Origin of the sequence: Flavobacterium cucumis, assembly GCF_900148835.1 — a bacterium.
Taxonomy (GTDB): Bacteria; Bacteroidota; Bacteroidia; order Flavobacteriales; family Flavobacteriaceae; genus Flavobacterium; species Flavobacterium cucumis.
In genome coordinates this window covers 1,259,210-1,283,390 of the sequence record NZ_FRYK01000001.1, presented here as the reverse complement: position 1 = coordinate 1,283,390, position 24,181 = coordinate 1,259,210, and the positions used below count along the sequence as shown (strand labels likewise).

Sequence of the window (24,181 nt, the reverse complement as noted above, 5' to 3'; positions counted from 1 at the left end):
TTTTTGACTTGTTTAATTCTCCAGTTTGTGTGTGAACTTCTGCTCTAATGCGGGTGCAAAAGTAGAAATCTTTTTCGTTCCCACAAGGCTTTTAGCTTCTTTTTTTTGCCTTTTTTTTGATACTTTTCTTAACATCCTGATAACAAGGATTTAATGATGAAAGTTTTTTTATCCAAACACATGCGAATACTTTAACTACAGTAAGAATAAAATTAAACTCTCAAAACATACAGCAACAAAGAATCTATCATACCTATATATAATGTAAAAAAATAAACTCTCTTAACAATCTCTTTTAAACAAACAACTACATATATAGCTTGTACTTACTTTATACAATACCTATATAATAACTTAAATTAAAGTTTATTTTAGAAATTAAAAAAAAGAATAAAAACAAAACCACCAAATGAACTTCCTTTAAAAACATGCTAAATAAAATAATCACAAAGATGGATTGTATAGAAAAAAATAAGATGGATTTGAAAATCAATCGAAACGTATTGCTTTTACTGGTGAAATTTTAGTAATAATATAAGAAGGTATAAGCAACACCAACAAACAAACAAAAATGGTTCCTACATTTAATAATGCAATATGAAACAAATTAATACTTACGGGCGCTTCATTTACATAGTAATTTTCAGGATTAAGTTGAATCACACCAAATATTTTTTGAATTAGCAACAATGAGATGGCGATTAGATTTCCCCAAAATAACCCACGCGCAATTAAGTAGAAGGCGTTGTAAAGAAATATTTTTCGAACATTCCAATTGTTAGCACCCATAGCTTTTAAAATACCAATCATTTGGGTGCGCTCTAAAATTAGAACTAATAAAGCAACTACCATATTAATAGTAGCAACAACAATCATCACTACTAAAATAACTAGAATATTAAAATCAAATAATTTCAACCATTCAAAAATGCTATAAAATTTTTCTTCGATGGTTATACTATTATAAGTAGGCGGAATTTCTTTGTAAACATCATCTCCTTTTTCTTTGATCTTTGAAAAGTCATCTACAAAAACTTCAAACGCACCCACGTCAGTTGAACTCCATTTATTAATAAGCTGAACATGTCTAATATCTCCAATAACATAAGTAGCATCAAATTCTTGAAAACCTGAATTAAATATCCCAGTAATCAGAAAGTTTCTTTTATTAGGAAGTTTTCCGTTTTCTTTCATAAAGAAAGTTAGAAACTTATCTCCTACCTTTAAATGTAATCTTTTAGCTAAGTATTCTGAAATCAGAACTTCGGTATTGAGTTCGGATTTTAGATTTGGGATTTTACCATCTACTAAATATTCTTCTAGATTGGTGAAATTATAATCTTTTCCAACACCTTTATATATGATACCTTCGAAAGCTTTTTCTGTGCGAATGATTCCGGCTTTACTTGCCACGGCTTGTACATGACTGATTCCTTCTACATTTTTGAATTTGGGATAAAAACTTTGATTGATTGAAATAGGTTCGGTAGTGACTTGCGATTGATTGTCGTCAAAATTAGAAATAATAATGTGCCCGTTAAAAGCGGATACTTTCTCACGAATTTTTTCTTGCAAACCTATACCAGTTGCTACAGCCATAATCATCATAATAATTCCGATAGCAATGGCAGTAATCGCAATTTTTATAATTGGCGAAGAAATACTACTTTTATAACTTTTAGCAGCAATTAGTCTTTTGGCTATAAAATACTCTAAATTCAAAATTATTAATTTATAATTAACGCAAATATACATAAAGTTTTCTGCCAGAGATGACAGAGATTTATACAGATTAAAAAATAGTTATGAAATACAATATATTTAAGTTTACAACGTGTTTTAGCTTGCTGATCCTTTTTATTTCATGCGGAAGTAGCAAAAGAAATATTCTAAACACTAAAACGAGTAATGATAATACTATTTTGACTTCAATTTCAACAGATGTCACTTTTAAAACCAGTGCCGAAAACTTTGATAGTTATTTGCCATTATTAAAAGACAAACGCGTTGGAATTGTCACGAACCAGACGGGAATTCTTTCAAAAGAAAAACATTTAGTCGATTTTTTAATCGAACAAAACATCAATCTTCAGAAAATTTATGCCCCTGAACACGGTTTTAGAGGAACAGCTGATGCAGGAGAATTAATCGTTGACGGAAAAGACACGAAAACAAATTTACCAATTATTTCCCTTTACGGAAACAACAAAAAGCCAAAACCTGAACAATTAGAAGGAATTGATATCTTAGTTTTCGATTTGCAAGATGTTGGCGCTCGATTTTACACTTATATCTCTTCGTTGCATTATGTGATGGAAGCTTGCGCTGAAAACAATATTCCGCTGTTAGTTTTAGACCGCCCAAATCCGAACGGAACTATTATTGATGGTCCAATTTTAGAAAAGGAACATAAGAGTTTTGTTGGAATGCATGAAATTCCAGTTTTACATGGGATGACAATTGGCGAATATGCGAAAATGATTAACGGAGAAAAATGGTTAAAAGACAGTATTCAATGTGATTTGAAAGTAGCACCTTGTTTGAACTATTCGCACGATATGAAATATAGCTTACCCGTGAAGCCTTCACCAAACTTACCAAACGATCAATCGATTAATTTATATGCGAGTTTGTGCTTTTTTGAAGGCACGAATGTAAGTTTAGGTCGGGGTACCGAAAAGCAATTTCAAATTTACGGTTCGCCATTTTTACCTGAAAACGAATTTGATTTCAGCTTTACTCCACAACCAAATTTTGGTGCGAAAGATCCTGTTCATAATGGAAAGTTATGCTTTGGAGAAGATTTAACCGAAATTAGAAAAGTACACCGATTAGAATTAAAGTGGTTATTGAAAGCTTACGAAAACACAGCAGATAAAACCGTTTTCTTCAATGATTTCTTTACCAAATTAGCCGGAACCAAAAAACTCCGCGAACAAATTGAAGCCGGAATGACCGAAAAAGAAATTAGAAAAACTTGGCAAGAAGGTTTGGAGCAGTTTAAGGAAGTAAGAAAGAAGTATTTGATTTATGAGTAGAAGAAAATAGAGAAAAGATGAAAGAGAAAAGACTATTACTTTTACTTCTATTAATATTTTCAAGTTGTTTAAAAGAAAATAGAACTATTCAGATTGATAATTGGAACAATCTAATAATTAGCAAATTAAATGAAACAGATTCTTCAATCTACAAACAAGAAGATTTAAAGAAAAATATTGATTTCATATTAGAATTCAGGAAAGATATTGCTGAAGAAATTAACAAATTAAAATCTAAAGAAGGATTTTTAAATTTTGTTGTTTACGAAAATTTTAATTGTAAGTTTAATCCAAAAGACACTGTTCAAATTGATATACCTTTTACCAAAAACAAATTTTATTATAACATATTAATTATTTCCGATAAAGAAAATTATTCATATGAATTGAGAGGATATTCAGAAAACAAAAATCGAAAATTTACCAAACTAAAAATCGAAAATAAAGAAGAATACTTAGAACATTTAAATCCAGAAAATATTGGAATTAAAAAGACAAATTATCTTTTGAATGATTTTTCCGTTACTTCAAAAATTATTTGTAAAGGAAAAGATTTAAACATAGAAGTTATCTCAACAAGATTAAATTAAATTTTTGAAATACCTTACTGAATAACAAGATTGGAAAAAACTGAACACTTTCAACTGAACACTGACCACTTACTAAAGAGGCAACTTCTCCTTCATTTTTTCTACAATATTATAAGCAGCTGGACAAATCGCAACATTTAGTAAAGTCAAATCGGTAATTTGATTGAATTTTTTTCTATCAGTATGTGGGAATTCTCGGCAGGCTTTTGGGCGAACATCGTAGATGAAACATTTGTTGTCGCTATCTAAAAACGTACACGGAACACTTTTCAACACATAATCATTGTCTTCATCAATGCGAAGATATTGGTCGATAAATTGCTGTGGTTTTTGACGAAAACTCTTTGAAATTCGCTCAATATCAGCCGAAGTAAATAATGGTCCAGTTGTCTTGCAACAATTGGCACACTCCAAACAATCCGTTTTTTTGAATTCGGCATCGTGTAAATCTTGCATTACATAATCCAAATTCTTGGGTGTTTTCTTTTTTAACTTGTCAAAATACTTTTTGGTTTCGTTATACGTATCTTTGGCAAGTTTTCCGAGTTCGTTTAAATTTGGCTTTAGCATTTTATGAATTTTCTAGTGCAAAGTTACGATTTTGAATTTCGAATTTAGAATAACAAATGTTGAATTTTGAAATACAAACCATGAAAGACCTTTTTGGAAAAGCAATTTTAGATTACCAAACCAATAATTCTCCCGAAGATTTAATCACCGAAACTTCTATTTCGGAAGCCGATGAAATGAGTGTTGCTTATTTGTTTCGCGATTTTAAAGACATGCCAAAATTGGAACAAAAAGCGTTACAATTAGCCAAAGGAAAAGTCTTAGATGTTGGTTGCGGCGCTGGAAGTCACGCTTTGTATTTGCAAGAAAAAGGTTTTGACGTTACCGCAATTGATATCTCTAAAAATGCTATTAAGGCTTGTGAATTGCGAGGTTTGAAAAAATGTAAAGTTTCAGATGTTTTGGATTTAGACGCTTCAGAAAAATTCGATACTATCTTACTTTTAATGAACGGAACTGGAATTTTCGGAAAAATGAATCAGATTTCGAAGTTCTTGCAAAAACTAAAATCACTTTTAAACGAAGGCGGACAAATTTTAATTGATAGTTCGGACTTAATTTATATGTACGACCAAGATGAAGATGGGGCTTACGAAGTCCCTGCGAATGGTTATTATGGCGAATTAACCTTCACTATTCAATATAAAGGTGAAACCGAAGACACTTTTGATTGGTTGTATTTGGATTATAACACGCTACAAAATGCCGCAATTGCAAATGGTTTAAAATGCAAATTGATTTTAGAAGGGAAACATTTTGATTATTTAGCGATACTAACTTTATAAAAATAAAAAATCCAAAAACTGCACTGCCCCCAAAAAGTTAGACACTATTTGGGATTTTTTTGATTATTTAAATGTCAAGGGCATTTTTAAATTTATACTAACAGGCTTTCCTCCTCTTGAAGCAGGTTGCCATTTTGGAGCCTTTCGTAGAACGCGAATTAATTCCATAGCAGAATCAGCTCCTAAATCTCTCAAAATTTTTATATTTTTTACATCACCATTTTCATTTACAGTAAATTCGAATATGATTTGTCCCTTTTTCTCCACAGTAGTAGTGTCAAAATTAGTAACTATATAATTATAAAACTTCTCAACTCCTTCATTTTGAAATTTTGCATCAATAAAATCACCTCCTAAATACACCTCATCTTCTCCACCAATTTGAGAAAAACAAAGATTAGAAAACAAAACAAATACGGCTAATACTAAAAACTTCTTCATATAATTAAGGAATATTCAAATATTTATGGGTTTGTAGCGAAACTCTCCATTTTGGATTGTTCATTACATAATCAACAATCAAAGGTGTCATCTCTTCTTTTTTGCTCCACTCAGGTTGTAAAAATAAAATCGCATTTGGATTTACTTTAGCCGCTTGTTCTTCGGCAAAAATAAAATCGTGTTTATTGTAGATGATTACTTTTAATTCATTAGCGATATCGTAAGCGCTTTGAACAGGTAATTTATTTTTCTTTGGAGATAGACAAAACCAATCCCAAGTTCCAGAAACCTCGTAAGCTCCAGAAGTTTCAATATGTACTTTTAAATTTTGTACTTTTAATTTTGAAGTCAATAACGTCATGTCCCAAGTCAAAGGCTCTCCTCCTGTTACCACTACAGTATCAGCGTATTTTTTGGCATTGGCAACAATCAAATCGGTATTCGTTGGAGGGTGTAATTCCGCATTCCAACTTTCTTTAACATCGCACCAATGGCATCCTACATCACAACCACCAATTCTAATAAAATAAGCTGCTGTTCCTGTATGATAACCTTCGCCTTGAATTGTGTAAAACTCCTCCATTAAAGGCAACATTTCGCCTTTTTCAACCGCTAATTGTACTTCTTTTTGTAACATCTTAAATAAAAATAGTGGGCAAAGATACGACTTGGAAGTTAGAATTTTGAAATTAGCCCTCAGAATTTTGAAATTGTACTTGTCTTTGTCCTTGAAATTTCCTCCGATTTTAACTACATTTGAAATTCAAAATACATCAATATGAGCAAGACAGAAGATTTTAGCAAACATATAAACGAAGGTTACGCCTGTAAAGGCGAATTCATCACATTAGGTGGTGGAATTTTTGATGGCGAAGCGGTTCCAAATACGCACGTAAACATTCCATTAAAAACCTTAAACCGTCACGGATTAATTGCAGGAGCAACTGGAACTGGAAAAACCAAAACCATTCAAGTGCTTTCCGAACAATTATCACAAAATGGAATTCCTATTTTGATGATGGATATCAAAGGTGATTTCTCTGGAATTGCAATGCCCGGTGAAGAAAAATCGTTTATTACAGAACGTCATGCTAAAATTTCAATTCCATATGAAACGAAAGCTTTTCCAGTGGAATTAATGACGATTTCCGAACAAAATGGCGTTCGATTAAGAGCTACGGTTTCTGAATTTGGACCGGTTTTATTTTCTCGAATATTAGATTTGAATGATACGCAATCTGGCGTAGTTTCAATCATTTTTAAATATTGTGATGATAATAGTTTGCCATTATTGGATTTGAAAGATTTCAAAAAAGTACTTAATTACGCAACCGAAGAAGGGAAAGCCGAATTTGAAGCCGAATACGGAAGAATTTCAACTAGTTCAACTGGTTCGATTTTGAGAAAAGTTATTGAATTAGAACAACAAGGTGCGGAATTATTCTTTGGCGAAAAATCATTCGATATTCAAGATTTAATGCGAATTGACGAAAACGGAAATGGTTACGTGAACATCATGCGTTTAACAGACATTCAAGATAAACCGAAATTATTTTCAACTTTCATGTTGAGTTTATTAGCCGAAATTTACAACACCATGCCCGAACAAGGCGACACTGGACGTCCAGAATTAGTGATTTTTATTGACGAAGCGCATTTAATTTTTGACGAAGCAAGTAAAACGTTGTTAAGCCAAATTGAAACGATTGTGAAATTAATTCGTTCGAAAGGAATTGGAGTGTATTTCATTACGCAAAATCCGATGGATGTTCCTACAGGCGTTCTGGCACAATTAGGTTTAAAAATTCAACATGCATTAAGAGCTTTCACAGCAAACGATAGAAAAGCAATTAAAATGTCCGCTGAAAATTATCCTGATACTAATTTTTATGTAACGGATGAAGTATTAACTTCATTAGGAATTGGAGAAGCTTTTGTAACCGCATTAAGCGAAAAAGGAACACCAACGCCCTTAGTAGCAACCATGATGCGAGCACCAATGAGTCGAATGGATGTTTTAACGGAAAGTGAAATCGAAGCCAGTATCGTAAAATCGAAATTAGCGAAGAAATATAATGAAGTTGTTGACCGAGATAGTGCTTACGAATTATTAAACAAAAAAATTGTCGAAGCGCAAGAAGTCGCTGCAGAACTAGAAGCAGAAAAACCTACTCGAAGAACAAAAGAAGAACCTAGTACCGCTGAAGTAGTTGGGAAATCAATTACCAAAGTAGTTACAAGTGCAAGTTTCATTCGAGGAGCATTTGGCTTACTAATGAAAATGCTAAAAAAATAATGAAGAGTTTTATTACAATAGGATTATTGATTCTTTCCAATGTTTTCATGACATTAGCTTGGTATGGTCATCTAAAATTTAAAGAATTAAAATGGTTCGAAAACGCGGGATTAATTACCGTTGTTTTAATCAGTTGGGGATTGGCGTTGTTTGAATATTTCTTTCAAGTTCCTGCGAATAAAATTGGTTACGAAGGCAATGGCGGTCCTTTTTCATTAATGCAATTGAAAGTGATTCAAGAAGTAATTACGTTAGTCATCTTTGTTATTTTCTCATTACTGTTTTTCAAAAACGAAACATTCAGATGGAATCATGCCGTAGGATTTTGTTTTTTAGTATTAGCTGTTTATTTTATTTTTAAAAAGTAAGACATGAAAAAGTATTTTATCCAAAAAGCTCCATTCGTAGTTCCAACCACTGATGGCAAATTAATTGAAGAGCATCATGGATTAGCAACTACAAACAATTCAGCGATTTCAATTGCGCACATGATTGCACCACCGGGTTGGAGTGAACCTTTTCAAACTCCAGAATTTGATGAATACACCTATATCATTAAAGGAAAAAAGCAATTTATCATCGAAGATGAAACAATAGTTTTAGAAGCAGGTCAATCGATTAAAATTGAGAAAAACACTCGAGTTCAATATTCTAATCCATTTGATGAACCTTGTGAATATTTGGCGATTTGCACACCAGCCTTTAGCATGAATGCTGTTAATAGAGAAGAATAAATCAAAAAGCTCCCAATTTTAAGGATTTGGGAGCTTTTTTTAATTATTCTATTGTCTTAAGCATTTCTTCAACAGCTTTTTCTAGTTGCGTGTCCTTACCTTTTAAAAAATCCTCATAAGATAAACCAACATAAATATCCGGTTCCACTTGGAGATTTTCAGTAGGTCTATTTTCTTTACCTATAGTAGCTACCATCGGAATCCCAAAAATCAATGTTGGATCAATTTGTGTTTCCCACCAAACAGCTGTTCCAGTCCCAGGAACTCCTACTCCAATTAGCTTACCTACTCCATTTTGCTTATAAATATATGGGAAAATAAATGCATCACTATAGTTACCCTCCGACATTAAAACACAACTAGGTTTTGTCCATTTTCCAATTGGCTCTGCATCTTTTAAAACATTTCCTTGAGGCGCGAAGTCTAAATATCGTTTTCCACTTAATAATGTATATAAATCATCATGAAGCCACCCTCCTCCATTAAATCTTGTATCTACAATTAACGCTTTCTTATCAAAATTTTTACCCATTACTTGGTCGTAAACTTCTCTATAACTACCATCGTTCATTCCTTGTACGTGTACATAACCAACTTTTCCATTACTTAACTTTTCAACAATAGCATTCATTCTTCTAATCCATCTGTTGTACATTAAAGTTGACTCCTCACCAAATGAAATTGGTTTTATCGATTCTTGAAATGAGACTCCATTTGCATCAATTCCACTTATTAAAGTATTCTTACCTACTTTACGATTTAAGAATTTTGCCCAATCTACAGCATTCGAAAGCACTTCATTGTCAATTTTGGTAATTACTGCACCTGCTGTTACTTTCGAATTAGCCTTATCAAAAGGCCCTCCTAATATAACTTCTGTAACTTTTAAACCGTTTTCATTACTCTTTTGATCGAACAACAATCCTAATGTTGCAGTAATATCTGGGTTACTAGCTTGAGGTGTATATCTTCCTCCTGTATGAGAAGCATTCAATTCACCTAAAATTTCACTTAATAATTCTTGAAAATCATAGTTATTATTAATATGTGGTAAAAACTTCGCATACGTTTCTTTGTACATATTCCAATCAACGCCATGCAATTTAGGATCATAGAATTTTTTTGCTGTTTGGCGCCACATATGATTATAAATATAATTTCTTTCTGCTTGTGGGTTCAAAACCAAATCAGAACTAACATCTATAGATGATGTTTTTCCACCCTCAACATCAATTTTAGTAAGTCTTCCACCATTATTCACAAAGAGTGTTTTACCATCTTTACTCAAAAACAATTTACTACCGGTACCTCCTAGTTTAGCTAAGATTTTTGTTTCCTTAGTTCTTGTTTCTGTTACCCAAAGATCAAAACCTTTTTCAAAAGCTGCTAAGTAAAATAGTTTACTCCCATCTTCATTAAACACAAAATCAGCAATTGAAGAGCTGTTTATTGTAACTCGAACTTTTCTAGTTTCTAGATTAGTGACATTAGGATTCCATGATTTCATTTCTTCCTTTTTTACAGACTTAACTTTTTCACTTTTTTTATCATTTGGTTCATTATCTTTCTTATTAGCCTCTTCTTTTTCTTTTAAAAGTAGTGCATCTTCCTTAGATAATTTGAAATAATCATAATCATTTTTATCAAAAAATACGGCATAAACATCAACTTCACGACTTCCTTGATGAGCTAATGATTTTCTTCCTTCTTTGCTGCTTAACCATGCTAAAGCTTTACCTCCAATTTGTTGCTTAGCAGAATCTTCACCAAAACCACTCATTATAGGATATAGCGTCTCCAAACCATCCGCTTTAATCATCGCTGTATGTGATATCGAAAAATTCCCCATACTGTCGTCTACAAAAAGCCACTTACTATCTTCACTCCAATTAAAACCAAAATCACCATCAGAATAACTATAATTTCTTCCCTCTGGTAAAATAGTTCTTGATGTTTTGGAGGCTATGTTATATACCTTTACAAGATTTCTTTCTTCTATATAAGCTATTTCTTTTCCATCGGGACTAAATTTTGGCAAAAATTCTTCTCTATCTGTACCAATAATTTTCTCCTCTTTTAAAACTGTAGCCGCATAAAAGTATTTTTCTTCACTTCTTTCAATGGTAGACACATAAATATCCCAACTATCACCTCTTTCACCAGCATAAATTAATTTTTTCCCGTCAGGCGACCATTGAACATAACGTTCTTGTTCTGGTGTATTAGTTATTCTTTTGGTAGTACCTCCTTCTGCATTAACAACAAAAACTTCTCCCCTAGAAACAAATGCAATTTCTTTACCATCTGGACTGGGAACAAATTCACTAATATTTCCAGATAATGGTAAATTTTTCTCTGCATTTGATTTACCGTCATTCTGAATTATAACAGAAATTTTTTGAGGCTTTTCTCCATCAACCATAGTAAAAATTTGACCATCATTTGTGAAACACAACTTATTGTCATTCGAAATACTTAAATGTCTTACAGGATTATTTTTAAAAGTTGTTAAGGCTGTAGCTGTTTTTGAATCAATTCTTTGTTTGTAGAGATTTTGATTACTCCCATCTGCTTCACTCAAATAATAAACATTCGTGTCATCATTACTAAAAACGGGCTCACGGTCTTCACCAACATAATTACTTACCTTTGTAAATGTTTGATTATTTAAATCATAAATCCAAATATCTCTAGTTACACTACTTGTGTGATGCTTTCTTAACGGATCTTCATAACCCTTTCTGTCTTGAAAAATAATTTTGGTTCCTGCCGTATTATATTTGGCAAACTCAATTCCTCCTTCCGTAATAAGAATAGGTTTTCCACCAGTAACATTTACTGAGTACAAATTTTGAAATAAACGAGGTGAGTAAAAACGAATGTTAGCTTGACTTGTTTGTCTAGAACTACCAAATAATACATTTTTATCGTCTGGAGAAAAATCATATGGATAATCTGCCGCACTATTATAGGTTAATCGTGTTGGATTTCCACCGCTTACCGATATAACAAAAACATCAAAATTACCATGTCTATCACTTGCAAAAGCAATTGATTTGCTATCATTACTCCAGATAGGCATCATATCATGTGCTTCATGAATCGTTAATGGAATTGCCGTTCCTCCTTGAGCGTCAACCAAATAAATATCACCTTTATAACCAAAAGCAATTGTTTTGCCATCTGGAGAAAGGGAAGGGTAACGCAACCAAAGTGCAGTATCCTGTGCAAAAGAAATGCTCGCTAGCATTAAAAATTGCAAACAAAAAAATAGTTTTTTAAAATTCATAAGATTAGTTTTTCGATTGTAATTAAATCATACTTTAGTTTGTAGTATTTTTTAAAATTTCGTTACAAAAATCCGCAATTATCAGAACGATATGGAAAATAAAAATCTTATATGTACACTTTTAAAACTATTCTAGCATCTCTAAAATTTTATTCTCAACTTCTTCAGAATTCCAATTTTCTTGAATATTATCCATTTTCAAGACCTCTTGCATGATTTCATTTTGAAAATCTCCTATAGCAAGCGCTTCAGAGTAAGGTTGTAAACTAAAAGTTACACGGCTATACAATGGTGTCCATCTTTCTGGGTGTTTGTCAGAAAACCATTTTTCAATTTTCTTTTGCAATAAAAAATTTGCATCCGCAGTTTTTGCACTCATTTCTTCGAAATTTCTTCTGGAAAGTTCGGCAATGGCATCTGCATTTGGTTTTCTTGAAATTTCGTAAGCTTTGAAAATTCGATCCCAATCATCACCATAGTGTTGCATTAATTCATTCAGAATGGTTATATCTTCAAAACCTGCATTCATTCCGTGACCATAAAAAGGGACAATCGCATGAGCTGAATCACCAATTAAAGCAATTTTATCATTAAATGTCCAAGGGAAACATTTCATAATCGCCAAATAACTATTCGGATTTCTGAAAAAATCACGCACTAAATCTGGAATTACATCTTTTGTATCTGGAAAGTAAGTCGCGAAAAACGAAACTAATTTTTCTTCGTTGGTTAACGATTCAAACGAATTTTCGCCTTCAATCGGCATGAACAAAGTACAAGTAAACGAGTTGTCCAAATTAGCTAATCCCATCAACATGAAATTACCTCTTGGCCAGATATGTAAGGAATGAATATCAATTTTTGGAGAACCATCGGCATTGGCAGGAATATGCAATTCTTTATAACCAATTTTCATGAATTCTTGCGAATAATCAAACATCGATTGACGTTGCATTCTGTGACGAATTCTCGAAAAAGCACCATCGGCTCCAAAAACTTTATCGTATTTTAGTTCGCTCCACTCAGCTTGTTCCGTTTCGCCTTCCCATAAAGTTGCGGTGGCTAAGGTTACATCCCAAATTTTACGTTCGAAGAAAAATTCCACACCTTCAGCTTCCGCCAAATCCACCATTTTTCTATTCAAAACGCCTCTTGATAAAGAAAAAATAGCTTCACCTTCTTTTCCGTAATATTGATAATTCAGCTTTCCATCTTGTAAATGAATGGCTCTTTTATCAACTGGAATTCCGATTTTTCTAATTTCTTGATCTAAACCCACATCTTCCAATGCTTTCCAACCTCGATTTGACATCACCAAATTAATGGAACGACCCGAAAACTCAACCGTTCTAATATCAGGACTTCGGTCGTAAACATGAACGGTGTGTCCTGCTCTTTTTAAATAGATTGCTAATAAAGTTCCTACTAATCCAGAACCTACAACAGCAATTTTTTGTGGCGTTTGCATGAAGACTTTTGTAAAAATTTGGACTGCAAAAATACGGAATAATAAATTTCTAAGCCTGACTTTTATGAGATTTTTCACTTTTGTATTTAATTTTTGTTTAATTATTTTTGTTTTTAATTAAACAAAAGTATCTTTGAATAAAAATTGCTATGAGAAAGATTACAAAAGAAAATTTATCCCAAATGTCAAAAGTTCCCCGATTAAACTTAGTGAACTGTGTTACGGGCTACAAATCGGCAAATTTAATAGGAACCGTTTCAATTGAAGGCGTTTTAAATGTTGCTGTTTTTAGTAGTGTTACACATTTAGGAAGCGAACCTGCATTATTAGGATTCATTTTAAGACCAACAACTGTACCAAGAGACACTTATAAAAACCTAAAAGAAATAGGTTATTTTACCGTAAATCACATTTCAGAAGAAATGATAGCAGATGCACATCATACGTCTTCGAGTTATGACGAACACATTTCAGAATTCGACAAAACCAATTTAGAACCTGAATTTATAGACCAACATAAAGTACCTTTTGTAAAAGGAAGTCCAGTTCAATTACTTTGCAAGTATGTAAACGAATACAAAATTGAAGAAAACGATTGTATTCACATTATCGCCTCGATTGAAACTATTTATGCTGATGAAAAACTCTTTCATGATGACAATTGGATGCAATTAGACAAAGGAAATGTGGTAGCTATTAACGGTTTAGATGGTTATGCTGTTCCGAAATTATCCGATAGATTTCATTATGCGCGACCTGACAAACCATCATCTTCGATGTTATAATGGCTCATAAAAAAGTAAATCTTCCCGAAAAAATATGTAAAACCTGTCAACGCCCTTTTTCATGGCGAAAAAAATGGGAGAAAAACTGGGAAGAAGTTGTGTATTGTAGTGATAAATGTAGGAAAAACAAGAATTGATATTCAGATTTTCGGATTTTCGGAACACAGATTTGAGAAATAAGAGAAATCATTAAAAGCTTCTAAAAAATTAAACTTTTAAAAAACCTTCGCGACTTAGCGTCTTCGCGAGCTAAAATAAACAACGATGTTCGGAAATTCAGATATTCTGAAAATGGAACGTAAACCATCCGAAAATCCAAAATCAAAAAATCTAAAAATCTAAAAATTATGAACGGATTAGTATGGTTTAGAAACGATTTGCGCACGATTGACAATCATTCGTTGTACAATGCTTGTAGAGAAAATGAAAAAGTAATTGGCATTTATTGCTTAGATCCGAGACATTTCGAAATAACTCAATACGGTTTCAAAAAAACAGAAAAATTTAGAACCCAATTCCTTTTAGAAACTTTAGTAGAATTAAAACAAAATTTAGCAGAAAAGAATATCTCCTTATTAGTTTATTACGGTTATCCCGAACAATTAATTCCTGAAATAGCGGCAAAATATCAAATTGACACGATTTATAGTCAAAACGAATGGACGCAAGAAGAGGTGGATGTTGAAACTGAAGTGCGAAATTTAATTCCAGCTGTAAATTGGAAAACGTATTACGACCAATTCTTATTTCATCCTGATGATGTTCCTTATGAAGACTGGGAGAAAATTCCAGAAGTTTTTACAGAGTTTAGAAAGCAATTGGAAAAGAAAATTCGAGTACGACCAACAGTTGCCATTTCAGCGAAACCAATTTCAAATCTAATTGAAGAAAAAACAAATATTCCAACTTTAGAAGATTTAGAATTTGATGATTTTAAACAACCAAATAAAACCGCTTTTCCATTTAAAGGTGGAGAAAATCAAGCTAAAAAAAGAATCAAAGACTACTTTTGGGACACCAAAAAACTAGCCGTTTATAAAAAAACTCGAAACGGTTTGGTTGGAAAAGATTATAGTTCAAAACTTTCGGCTTGGTTGGCAAATGGCAGTATTTCAGCACGCATGATTTATTGGGAAGTCCAACAATTTGAGAAAAAAATTGTCAAAAACGAAGATACGTATTGGTTGATTTTCGAATTGATTTGGCGTGATTATTTTAAATACATTTCGTTAAAACACTGCAATAAAATTTTCCAATTGAATGGAATTTTACAAAAAGAATACCATTGGAATCAAAATACAAAAGCTTTCAATCAATGGACGAATGGGAATACAACCGAACATTTCGTGAATGCCAACATGATTGAATTGCAAAAAACAGGTTGGATGAGCAATCGCGGCCGTCAAAATGTAGCAAGTTATTGGGCTAAAGAATGGGAACAAGATTGGCGCATTGGCGCAGCTTATTTTGAAAGTATGTTGATAGATTACGATGTACACAGCAATTATGGTAATTGGATGTACAATGCGGGGGTAAGTAACGACCCTAGAGACAGAAAATTCAACATCAAACGTCAAGCGGAAATGTACGATAGCGATGGGAAATTTCAGAAAATGTGGTTAATTCCAGAATTATTTTAGATGAAAATACTTCGATTACTTTTGGGTGACCAACTCAATTCACAACATTCTTGGTTTGATGAAGTCAATCCGAATGTGATGTATGTAATGGCAGAAATGCGTCAGGAAACGGATTATGTGAAACATCATATTCAAAAAGTGGTGGCATTTTTTCTAGCAATGCGAAATTTTTCAGAGGAATTAATACATAAAGGTCATCAAGTGATTTATTATAAAATTTCGGATACCCATAATCCTCATAATTTGGAACATTTGATTTTGGATTTGGTTGAAAAGAATACAATCGAGCAATTTGAATACCAACTTCCTGATGAATACCGTTTGGATGAACAATTGAAATCCATCTGCGAAAAACTTTCGATTCCGACAAATGCAGTTGACTCCGAACATTTTTATACTTCTAGAAATGAATTGGCTGATTTTTTCAAAGGGAAAAAGCAACTTTTGATGGAAAGTTTCTATCGCATGATGCGAAAAAAACACGATGTTTTAATGGTAGGCGACCAACCGCTAGACGGAAAATGGAACTTTGACCACAACAACCGCAATCAATATAAAAACGAAGTCCCGATTCCGTTTCCATTGGAATTTCATAAAAACGTGAGTAAACTTATTGCTGAAATTGAAGGGCAAAACATCACCACTTTTGGAAGTATTGATGCTGAAAATTTCAATTGGTCAACTTCCAGAAGCGAAAGTTTACAACTGATAGACTATTTCTGTGAGCATTTGTTAATGCATTTTGGAACCTATCAAGATTCTTTATTTTCTGGACATAAATTTCTTTTTCATTCCCGTTTGTCTTTTGCGATGAATTCCAAAATGATTAGCCCCAAAGAAGTGGTTAATGCTGTGATTTCGTATTATTATCAAAATCAAGAAACCATTGAATTGACCCAAGTAGAAGGTTTTGTGCGACAAATTATTGGTTGGCGTGAATATGTTAGAGGAATTTATTGGAAAGAAATGCCCAATTATGCCCAAATGAACGCACTAGAAAACTACAATCCGCTACCTGAATTCTTTTGGACCGGAAAAACCAAAATGAAATGCCTACAACATTCGATTTCCCAAAGTTTATCGGAAGCGTATGCGCATCATATTCAGCGATTGATGGTGATTGGGAATTTTTCTTTGTTAGCCCAATTGCATCCTGACGAAGTAGATGCATGGTATTTAGGAGTTTACATCGATGCAATTGAATGGGTTGAAATGCCGAATACTCGAGGTATGAGTCAATATGCGGATGGTGGAATTGTGGCAACCAAACCTTATGTTTCTTCGGGAAGTTACATCAATAAGATGAGCAATTATTGTGGTAGTTGTCATTACAACGTAAAAGAGAAATTGGGCGAAAAAGCCTGTCCGTTTAACAGTTTGTATTGGCATTTTTTAGATGAGAAAAAGCAGCATTTTGCCAATAATCAAAGAATGAGCATGATGCTAGCCTTACTAAGAAAAATGAAACCAGAAGAATTAGCAGCGACGAAAGAAAAAGCGATATTGATTTTGGAGGATTTGGGAAGTTTATAGTTTAATTTTAAATTCCTCAGGTTTATTTGGATTTTTATGATATTCATACCAGATATACATATTTGCAATATCATTTTTATAATCAACCTTTATTGAATCAATGTCTTCAAAATTTAAATTTTCATCTTTATATTCCTTTTCAAAAATTCCAATTTTTTTATAAACTTTAATTCTTGGAGGTGCCATAACCCCAACAAAACTGCTTTGAATTCTTAATTTATTATCTTCATAATAAATTTTATCCACTGGATTAAATAATTGTCCGATTAGGGAAACTACAATTATAAAACCAATCATCGGAATTAAAACTAATCCAAAAAATAGAATAGGAAAAAAACTTAAAAAAGTGAAATAATATTTTTCCACCTTATTTAAAACCGATTTTTGAGCAATCAAATTGTAAAATACTCCAATAAAAATTGAAACTATAATTACAATTTGAGTCGTCCAAATTCCCCTTAAACTATAATTAATAAAAGCAAAAGACAATGATAAAATTAATGTAAAATAGTGTAAATATTTTAAACAGCTAGATTTAAATGCCGAAAATCTAAATTGGTTTTTCTTCCAAAACCTCAAGGAGTATGCATAACTACCCGCAATTATTAAAAATAAAAAACCTAATTCTATCATTTATTTTAGACTATAAAGAAGTTATTAAATTAAAAAGTCAAACTAAAACAACTTCAGTCTGACTTTATATATTCAAATTAAACTTTACTTATTAAATTTAATTTTATTCCCCACATTCATTTTCTGAGATTTCGCAAAAGCCCCACACATGTGGAACAACATTCTTGCTCCTACATTTCCGTCCCAATCGTCATCGCCTGGAGCAACCTCAACTAAATCAAATCCGATGATTTCTTTATTCGTTTCAGCTAAACGACTAAACAAATAAGCGGCTTGCTCAAATGAAAATCCACCCGGAACTGGAGTTCCTGTATTGGGGCAATACCAAGGATACATGCCGTCAATATCAAACGAAATACAAACTTTTTCTGGTAATGAAGCGATGATTTGGTCGCATTGTTGTTGCCACGTTTTGCCTTCAAAAGCTTCTTGCTTTAAATCCATATCGGTATGCACTAATACGTTGTCTTTCAATGCCACTTCCACTTCTTGCTCACAAAAATCGCGAATTCCAACTTGTACAATTTTAGAAATTTGCGGAATTTGCAACGCATTATACATAATAGAAGCGTGCGAATATGTGAATCCTTCGTAAGCAATACGTAAATCCATGTGCGCATCTAAATGTAAAATCCCAAAGTTGTCGTATTTGGTTGCTAAAGCTTGATAATACCCAAGAGGAGTTGAATGATCTCCACCTAAAAGCACTACTTTTTTACCTTGATTCATCCAATGCAACACGCGGTCTTTTACTTCTTGATGCAATTCCTTACATACTTTATTGATTTTATCTAGATCCGCTTGTAAGGCCGGAAAAGTTGCCACATCTTCTCCACTTTCTAAAGCTTCGATTATGGGTTGGGCTAAACTTTTATATTTTTCTGAATTCTTTGCCCAATGTGCTGGCGCTTCATCCATGTAAATTCCTAATTTCCATAATTCAGGGAACTCTTGATGATTTAAATCTACTTGAAAAGAAGCATCTAAAATCGCATCGGGTCCTTCCGAAGCACCGGCTCCATAACTTACTGTTACTTCCCAAGGCACTGGAACTACAATAATTTCACTTTGCTCTGCTGAGAATGGCAATCCAAAAACGGTTGCATCTGCTAACCCAGGTTGTGATGGGTCAAAATTTTCTATGATTTGTTGTTTGGTCATTTTTTTGATATTGGATTTTCTGATATTCTGATGTTCGGACAGACTGAAAACCTGAACATCCGATTATCTAAAAATCATTACTACTTATTTTTATCGTTTAAATACTTTATAAATTTTATTAACTTTTTGATGATTGAAAATAGCTTCTCCATAATTTGGTTGTATTCAATCTCTGTTATGAAGCTTAATTCTACACAAACAAGCAACTGTGTTTCTATTTCATAGCACGAACCTAAAGAATTTTCCAAAAAAATAATAAAATGTTTGTCAGATGATTTGGCTGAACCTTCGGCAATATTGGATGGAATTGAAATGACTGCTCTTTTCAATTGGCTAATTAATCCAAACTTTTCTTCTTCAGGTAATTTTCGAACAAGTTTATAAATTTCTGGACAAAACTTGATGCTTTCCTTCCAAACTTCTAATTCTTTGTAATTGTGCATGGCTTTTTTTTATGATGTTCAGATATTCGGATAGTGGATTTTCTGATGGTCTAAAAATCTGAACATCCGAAAATCCGAAAATCTATTTCTCCAAAATTAATCTTTTCAATATTTGCCCAAATTCGTACATATCTTCGAAAGAACAATAGAATGGTGCTGGCGCTAAGCGAATTACATTTGGTTCTCTCCAATCGGTGATTACACCGTTTTTCATTAATCGGTCGAATAATTCTCGTCCTTGTCCGTGAAGATAAACGGATAATTGACAACCACGTTCTCTAGGATTTGATGGTGTGATAATTTCAAAATCTGCACCTTCTAATTCTTTGTCGATTTCATGAAGAATAAATTCCAAATAAGAAGTAATTAAATTTCGTTTTGCAATTAATTTATCCATTCCTACTTCAGCAAACATTTCTACCGAAGCTAAATAAGGTGCTAAAGACAAAATCGGAAGATTACTTACTTGCCAACCATCTGCTCCGTGAACCGGATCAAAATCTGGTTCCATTTTGAATCTTCTTTCTTTGTTGTGTCCGTACCAACCCGCGAAACGTTTTAATTCTTTATCGTTATGATGTTTTTCGTGGACAAAGAATCCCGATGCATTCCCTGGTCCTGAATTCATGTATTTATAACTACACCAAGCGGCGAAGTCTACATTCCAATCGTGTAAATTTAATTTGATATTTCCAGCTGCATGCGCTAAATCCCAACCCACATAAGCTCCATGTTTTTGTCCAGCTGCTGTTATGGTTTGCATATCAAAAACTTGACCTGTGTAATAATTGACTCCACCTATTAAGACTAACGCCAAATCACTTCCAACTTCTTCAATTTTGGCCAAAACATCTTCTAAACGAATATTAGCTTCTCCTTCTCTACGTTTGATTTCAACAATAGCATCTTTTGGATCATAACCGTGAAACTTCACTTGACTTTGAAACATGTATTGGTCGCTTGGAAACGCTTTTTCTTCGCAAATGATTTTATATTTCTTTGGCGTTGGATTATAGAAAGACACCATTAACAAGTGAAGATTCACAGTTAAGGTATTCATAACACCAACTTCAGTTGGCTTTGCCCCAACAATTTCGCTTAAAGGAACAGCGAATCGTTCTTGATAATCCCACCAAGGCTTATCAGCATAAAAATGACCTTCTACAGCCATATTTGCCCAATCACTCATAACTTCATCTACATAGGTTTTGGCTCTTTTGGGTTGAAGTCCTAAAGAATTTCCTGTAAAATATAGTACTTCTTTTCCATTAACCTTAGGAAAATAAAATTCATCTCTATATTTTCTTAATTCGTCTTGAGCGTCTAAACTTTGTGCAAATTTGCGATTGTTTTCAAAAATCATTTTCTTGTTTGTTTGTTTAGCAAAAATAGAGAAAAGTTAGTAGGTGACCAACTTTTAAAAAAAGGCAAAAAGGAATTTGAATTCGAAAGATTACTGGAAAAAAAAATCCCAACCTTTCGATTGAGATTTTCAGAAATTATATAATTAACATTGCGTCTCCATATGAGTAAAAACGATATTTTTCTTGAATGGCTTCTTTATATGCTTTCATCATTAAGTCATGACCACAAAATGCCGAAATCATCATTAGCAAAGTTGATTTTGGCGTATGAAAGTTAGTAATCATACAATCTGCAATACTAAAATCGTAAGGTGGATAAATAAATTTATTGGTCCAACCTGTATACGGATTTAAAGTCCTTTGTGAAGAAACAGAACTTTCCATAGCACGCATGGATGTAGTCCCCACACAACAGATTTTTTTCTTATTCGCTTTCGCATTATTAACAATATCACAAGCTTCTTGCGTAATTATCATTTCTTCAGAATCCATTTTGTGCTTAGATAAATCTTCTACCTCAACTGGATTAAAAGTTCCTAAACCAACATGCAATGTTACTTCTGCAAAATCCACACCCTTGATTTCTAAACGCTTTAATAAATGTTTAGAAAAATGCAAACCAGCAGTCGGAGCTGCAACAGCACCTTCCTCTTTTGCATAAATCGTTTGGTAGCGTTCTGCATCTTCTGGAGTGACTTCACGATTGATGTATTTAGGAATTGGAGTTTCTCCAAGCTCAACTAATTTTTCTCTGAATTCTTCATAGGACCCATCGTATAAGAAACGTAATGTTCTCCCACGAGAGGTAGTATTGTCAATTACCTCAGCTACTAAAGAATCGTCATCACCAAAATATAATTTATTTCCAATACGAATTTTACGCGCTGGATCAACTAAAACATCCCATAAACGTTGTTCCGCATTTAATTCTCTTAGTAAGAAAACTTCAATACGAGCACCTGTTTTTTCTTTATTTCCATATAAACGAGCTGGAAAAACCTTTGTATTGTTCAACACCATTACATCACCATCATCAAAATAATCGATAACGTCTTTGAATAATTTGTGCTCAATTGTTCCTGTTTTTCTATTCACTACCATTAGACGAGATTCATCTCTGTTTTCAGTAGGAAATTCAGCTAATAATTCTTCTGGCAAATTGAAATTGAAATGTGATAATTTCATAGTTTAGTATTAAGTATTAAGAATTTAGTATATAAGACTTGCATCTTACTAAAAACGGTTGCAAATATACAATCTGAAAATAGGGGTTGTCAAGTAATTTGTTATTTATTTTTTATAAATCTAATTAAAGTTATTATTTTTGCAAAAATTTCGGGATGTAGCGCAGCCTGGTAGCGTACTAGCATGGGGTGCTAGGGGTCGCTGGTTCGAATCCAGTCATCCCGACTTTCTTTTAAATTTCTTCAATAGTAAATCCTGCTTTTCTCAAATCTTCCCAAAAATCCGGATACGATTTAGAAACTACTTCAGCTTCATTAATTTGAATAGGAACTCTCAATGCTAATGGAGCAAATGCCATAGCCATTCTATGATCTTGATAAGTTGCAATTTCTACATTTTCTTTGATAGTACTTGAAGATTCTAGTATCAATTTTTCATTTGTAACCGTAACCTTAGCACCTAACTTCGTCAACTCTACTTTTAAAGCTTCTAATCTATCGGTCTCTTTAATTTTTAAAGTGTGTAGTCCATTCAATTCACAGCCCACTCCTAATCCAAAGCAAGTAACAGCAATGGTTTGAGCAATATCAGGTGAATCTCTAAGATCAAAAATTAAAGGCAATGAGTTATGAGTTTTAAATTTTGATATTGTTATTGAGTTATCATTATTAAATGAAGTTGCAACACCAAAATCTTGATAAATATCTACTAATGTACTATCACCTTGTAAACTATTTTCTTTATAACTAGAGAGTATCATTTGAGTACCCACTTTTGATAAAGCAACAATAGAATACCAATACGAAACAGATGACCAATCGGATTCAACCGTTAATTGAGATGCTGAAACAAATTTAGCATGTTGAACAACAATTGTATTCCCGATAAAAGAAGTTTCTACTCCAATTTCATGCAACAAAGCTAACGTCATTTTGATATAAGGAACAGAAGTAATTTCGCCCTCCAAAACTAATGCTAAGCCATTCTCTAATTTTGGCGCAATTAAAAGTAATGCTGAAATATACTGACTACTTACATTAGCAGGAAGTGATACTTTATTTTTGACCAACTTTTTCCCTTTAATACGAACTGGCGGAAAACCTTCTTCTTCTTCATAAATAACTTCGGCACCCAACTTATTTAAAGCCTCTACCAAAATTTTTATGGGACGTTCTTTCATACGAGATGACCCAGTTAACACAACTTCTTTACCCGCTTGTATAGAAAAGAAAGCGGTTAAAAAACGCATAGCAGTACCCGCATGATGAACATCTATGAGTTGGGAGTTGGAAGTTGGGAGTTGGGAGTTTTTCAATGCTTTCAACATGACTTCAGAATCATCAGAATTTGAAGTATTCTCCAAAACTAAATTTGGGTATAATGCCTGCAACAACAACAATCTATTCGTTTCAGATTTACTACCCGTTATTTTAATGGATGCTGAAGGCTTAGTACGGGATAATGGAAGTAATAATTTCATTATTTGGTTACCATTTTTAATCCGATTATGGATAAAATTAACGTACAGATGAAGAAAACACGCCAAAAAGTTGCAGGCTCTTTAAAAACAATGACCCCCACTAAAACACTTCCTACAGCACCGATTCCGGTCCAAACTGCGTAAGCTGTACCGATAGGCAATTCTTTTGTCGCTTTCACTAATAAAATCATGCTAACAGAAAGACAAACTAAAAAACCTCCGTACCAAAATAAAGAACTATTTCCTGTTGTTTCTTTTGCTTTTCCTAGGCAAGTTGCAAAGCCTACTTCAAACAAACCTGCTATGATGAGTAAAATCCAATTCATGTTTTTATAAGGGTGAAAGGTTAAAAGAGAAAGGTTAAGGGAGTTTCAACATCAACAAGTGACCTTTTACCTTTAACCCATCACCATTTACCTTATTTTAGTTTCTCATTATTATGATGTCTATCGTGATCGCGTTTGGTTTTTAAATCCATTTTCTTATCGAAAGCAGCTTGTAAATCCACTCCTGTTTGATTCGCTAAACATAAAACTACAAAAACTACATCGGCGAGTTCTTCACCAAGATCTTTGTTTTTATCACTTTCCTTCTCTGATTGTTCGCCATATCTGCGAGCAATAATTCGAGCGACTTCTCCTACTTCTTCAGTAAGTTGCGCCATATTAGTTAACTCATTAAAATAGCGAACACCGTGTTCTTTTATCCAATTATCGACTTCTTGTTGCGCGTTTTTTAGGTTCATA

At 33.1% G+C, this 24,181-nt stretch carries 24 protein-coding genes and 1 tRNA gene; 11 read left to right on the top strand and 14 right to left on the bottom strand.

All coding sequences use genetic code 11. The features are described from left to right. Positions 1-489 precede the first annotated feature (489 nt). On the bottom strand, positions 490-1,722 hold the full coding sequence (locus tag BUE95_RS05875; RefSeq protein ID WP_073582312.1) for an ABC transporter permease: 1,233 nt from the start codon (positions 1,720-1,722) through the stop codon (positions 490-492). 83 nt (positions 1,723-1,805) lie between these two features. On the opposite strand from BUE95_RS05875, the gene BUE95_RS05870 reads away from it, so the two are divergent. Continuing rightward, complete coding sequence (locus BUE95_RS05870) at positions 1,806-3,038, top strand: exo-beta-N-acetylmuramidase NamZ family protein (RefSeq protein WP_073582310.1); 1,233 nt, start codon at positions 1,806-1,808, stop codon at positions 3,036-3,038. A gap of 17 nt (positions 3,039-3,055) precedes the next feature. Next, positions 3,056-3,628, top strand: a complete 573-nt coding sequence (locus BUE95_RS05865) for a hypothetical protein (protein ID WP_073582308.1) — start codon at positions 3,056-3,058, stop codon at positions 3,626-3,628. Between the two features lie 72 nt (positions 3,629-3,700). Here BUE95_RS05865 and BUE95_RS05860 read toward each other — a convergent pair whose 3' ends face one another. Continuing rightward, positions 3,701-4,198: a YkgJ family cysteine cluster protein gene (locus tag BUE95_RS05860; protein WP_073582306.1), complete on the bottom strand. Its 498-nt coding sequence runs from the start codon at positions 4,196-4,198 to the stop codon at positions 3,701-3,703. Between the two features lie 80 nt (positions 4,199-4,278). Between BUE95_RS05860 and BUE95_RS05855 the strand changes: the two genes are divergently transcribed. Then, on the top strand, positions 4,279-4,983 hold the full coding sequence (locus BUE95_RS05855; protein ID WP_073582478.1) for a class I SAM-dependent methyltransferase: 705 nt from the start codon (positions 4,279-4,281) through the stop codon (positions 4,981-4,983). Positions 4,984-5,046: 63 nt separating this feature from the next. Here BUE95_RS05855 and BUE95_RS05850 read toward each other — a convergent pair whose 3' ends face one another. After that, entirely contained in the window at positions 5,047-5,424 is a 378-nt protein-coding gene (locus BUE95_RS05850; protein ID WP_073582304.1) for an energy transducer TonB, read from the bottom strand. A gap of 4 nt (positions 5,425-5,428) precedes the next feature. Beyond that, positions 5,429-6,061 (bottom strand): 7-carboxy-7-deazaguanine synthase QueE, encoded by a 633-nt coding sequence (locus BUE95_RS05845; RefSeq protein ID WP_073582302.1) that lies wholly within the window; start codon positions 6,059-6,061, stop codon positions 5,429-5,431. A gap of 141 nt (positions 6,062-6,202) precedes the next feature. Here BUE95_RS05845 and BUE95_RS05840 point away from each other — a divergent pair, with 141 nt between their 5' ends. Genes BUE95_RS05840 through BUE95_RS05830 form a run of 3 tightly spaced genes read left to right on the top strand, consistent with a single transcriptional unit; the run spans position 6,203 to position 8,454 of the window. Then, a complete protein-coding gene (locus tag BUE95_RS05840) occupies positions 6,203-7,720 on the top strand; it encodes a helicase HerA-like domain-containing protein (protein WP_073582300.1) in 1,518 nt (505 codons plus the stop codon). Then, a complete protein-coding gene (locus BUE95_RS05835) occupies positions 7,720-8,088 on the top strand; it encodes a DMT family protein (RefSeq protein ID WP_073582298.1) in 369 nt (122 codons plus the stop codon). Before BUE95_RS05840 ends, BUE95_RS05835 begins: the two co-directional genes overlap by 1 nt. A 3-nt stretch (positions 8,089-8,091) precedes the next feature. Next, positions 8,092-8,454: a cupin domain-containing protein gene (locus tag BUE95_RS05830; protein ID WP_073582296.1), complete on the top strand. Its 363-nt coding sequence runs from the start codon at positions 8,092-8,094 to the stop codon at positions 8,452-8,454. Between the two features lie 43 nt (positions 8,455-8,497). On the opposite strand, the gene BUE95_RS05825 is transcribed toward BUE95_RS05830, so the two are convergent. Then, positions 8,498-11,743 (bottom strand): S41 family peptidase, encoded by a 3,246-nt coding sequence (locus BUE95_RS05825; protein WP_073582294.1) that lies wholly within the window; start codon positions 11,741-11,743, stop codon positions 8,498-8,500. Between the two features lie 127 nt (positions 11,744-11,870). Further along, positions 11,871-13,211, bottom strand: a complete 1,341-nt coding sequence (locus BUE95_RS05820) for an FAD-dependent oxidoreductase (protein ID WP_073582292.1) — start codon at positions 13,209-13,211, stop codon at positions 11,871-11,873. Between the two features lie 149 nt (positions 13,212-13,360). Here BUE95_RS05820 and BUE95_RS05815 point away from each other — a divergent pair, with 149 nt between their 5' ends. The 4 genes from BUE95_RS05815 to BUE95_RS05800 all read left to right on the top strand — a co-directional run bounded on the left by BUE95_RS05815 (position 13,361) and on the right by BUE95_RS05800 (position 17,169). Further along, positions 13,361-13,996, top strand: a complete 636-nt coding sequence (locus BUE95_RS05815; protein ID WP_073582290.1) for a flavin reductase family protein — start codon at positions 13,361-13,363, stop codon at positions 13,994-13,996. Next, a complete protein-coding gene (locus BUE95_RS05810; protein WP_073582288.1) occupies positions 13,996-14,133 on the top strand; it encodes a DUF2256 domain-containing protein in 138 nt (45 codons plus the stop codon). Before BUE95_RS05815 ends, BUE95_RS05810 begins: the two co-directional genes overlap by 1 nt. 210 nt (positions 14,134-14,343) lie before the next feature. Then, complete coding sequence (locus tag BUE95_RS05805; RefSeq protein ID WP_073582286.1) at positions 14,344-15,636, top strand: DASH family cryptochrome; 1,293 nt, start codon at positions 14,344-14,346, stop codon at positions 15,634-15,636. Further along, positions 15,637-17,169, top strand: coding sequence for a cryptochrome/photolyase family protein (locus BUE95_RS05800; RefSeq protein WP_073582284.1), 1,533 nt, complete (start codon positions 15,637-15,639; stop codon positions 17,167-17,169). Here the strand turns inward: BUE95_RS05800 and BUE95_RS05795 are convergent. The 5 genes from BUE95_RS05795 to queA all read right to left on the bottom strand — a co-directional run bounded on the left by BUE95_RS05795 (position 17,164) and on the right by queA (position 21,955). Beyond that, complete coding sequence (locus BUE95_RS05795) at positions 17,164-17,802, bottom strand: hypothetical protein (RefSeq protein ID WP_073582282.1); 639 nt, start codon at positions 17,800-17,802, stop codon at positions 17,164-17,166. The two genes, BUE95_RS05800 and BUE95_RS05795, sit on opposite strands and share 6 nt — an antisense overlap. Before the next feature lie 84 nt (positions 17,803-17,886). Next, positions 17,887-18,963: an agmatinase family protein gene (locus tag BUE95_RS05790; protein ID WP_073582280.1), complete on the bottom strand. Its 1,077-nt coding sequence runs from the start codon at positions 18,961-18,963 to the stop codon at positions 17,887-17,889. Between the two features lie 80 nt (positions 18,964-19,043). After that, entirely contained in the window at positions 19,044-19,406 is a 363-nt protein-coding gene (locus tag BUE95_RS05785) for a four helix bundle protein (RefSeq protein ID WP_073582278.1), read from the bottom strand. 82 nt (positions 19,407-19,488) lie between these two features. Next, positions 19,489-20,769: a kynureninase gene (gene kynU, locus BUE95_RS05780; RefSeq protein ID WP_073582276.1), complete on the bottom strand. Its 1,281-nt coding sequence runs from the start codon at positions 20,767-20,769 to the stop codon at positions 19,489-19,491. Between the two features lie 136 nt (positions 20,770-20,905). Then, on the bottom strand, positions 20,906-21,955 hold the full coding sequence (queA, locus tag BUE95_RS05775; protein WP_073582274.1) for a tRNA preQ1(34) S-adenosylmethionine ribosyltransferase-isomerase QueA: 1,050 nt from the start codon (positions 21,953-21,955) through the stop codon (positions 20,906-20,908). 151 nt (positions 21,956-22,106) lie between these two features. Here queA and BUE95_RS05770 point away from each other — a divergent pair. Further along, a tRNA-Pro gene (locus tag BUE95_RS05770) sits at positions 22,107-22,180 on the top strand. A gap of 7 nt (positions 22,181-22,187) precedes the next feature. Here the strand turns inward: BUE95_RS05770 and BUE95_RS05765 are convergent. The 3 genes from BUE95_RS05765 to BUE95_RS05755 all read right to left on the bottom strand — a co-directional run bounded on the left by BUE95_RS05765 (position 22,188) and on the right by BUE95_RS05755 (position 24,180). Further along, positions 22,188-23,435, bottom strand: coding sequence for a 3-phosphoshikimate 1-carboxyvinyltransferase (locus BUE95_RS05765; protein WP_073582272.1), 1,248 nt, complete (start codon positions 23,433-23,435; stop codon positions 22,188-22,190). After that, positions 23,435-23,761, bottom strand: a complete 327-nt coding sequence (locus tag BUE95_RS05760) for a DMT family transporter (RefSeq protein WP_073582270.1) — start codon at positions 23,759-23,761, stop codon at positions 23,435-23,437. Before BUE95_RS05760 ends, BUE95_RS05765 begins: the two co-directional genes overlap by 1 nt. A 92-nt stretch (positions 23,762-23,853) precedes the next feature. Continuing rightward, entirely contained in the window at positions 23,854-24,180 is a 327-nt protein-coding gene (locus BUE95_RS05755; RefSeq protein ID WP_073582268.1) for a nucleotide pyrophosphohydrolase, read from the bottom strand. Position 24,181 lies beyond the last annotated feature (1 nt).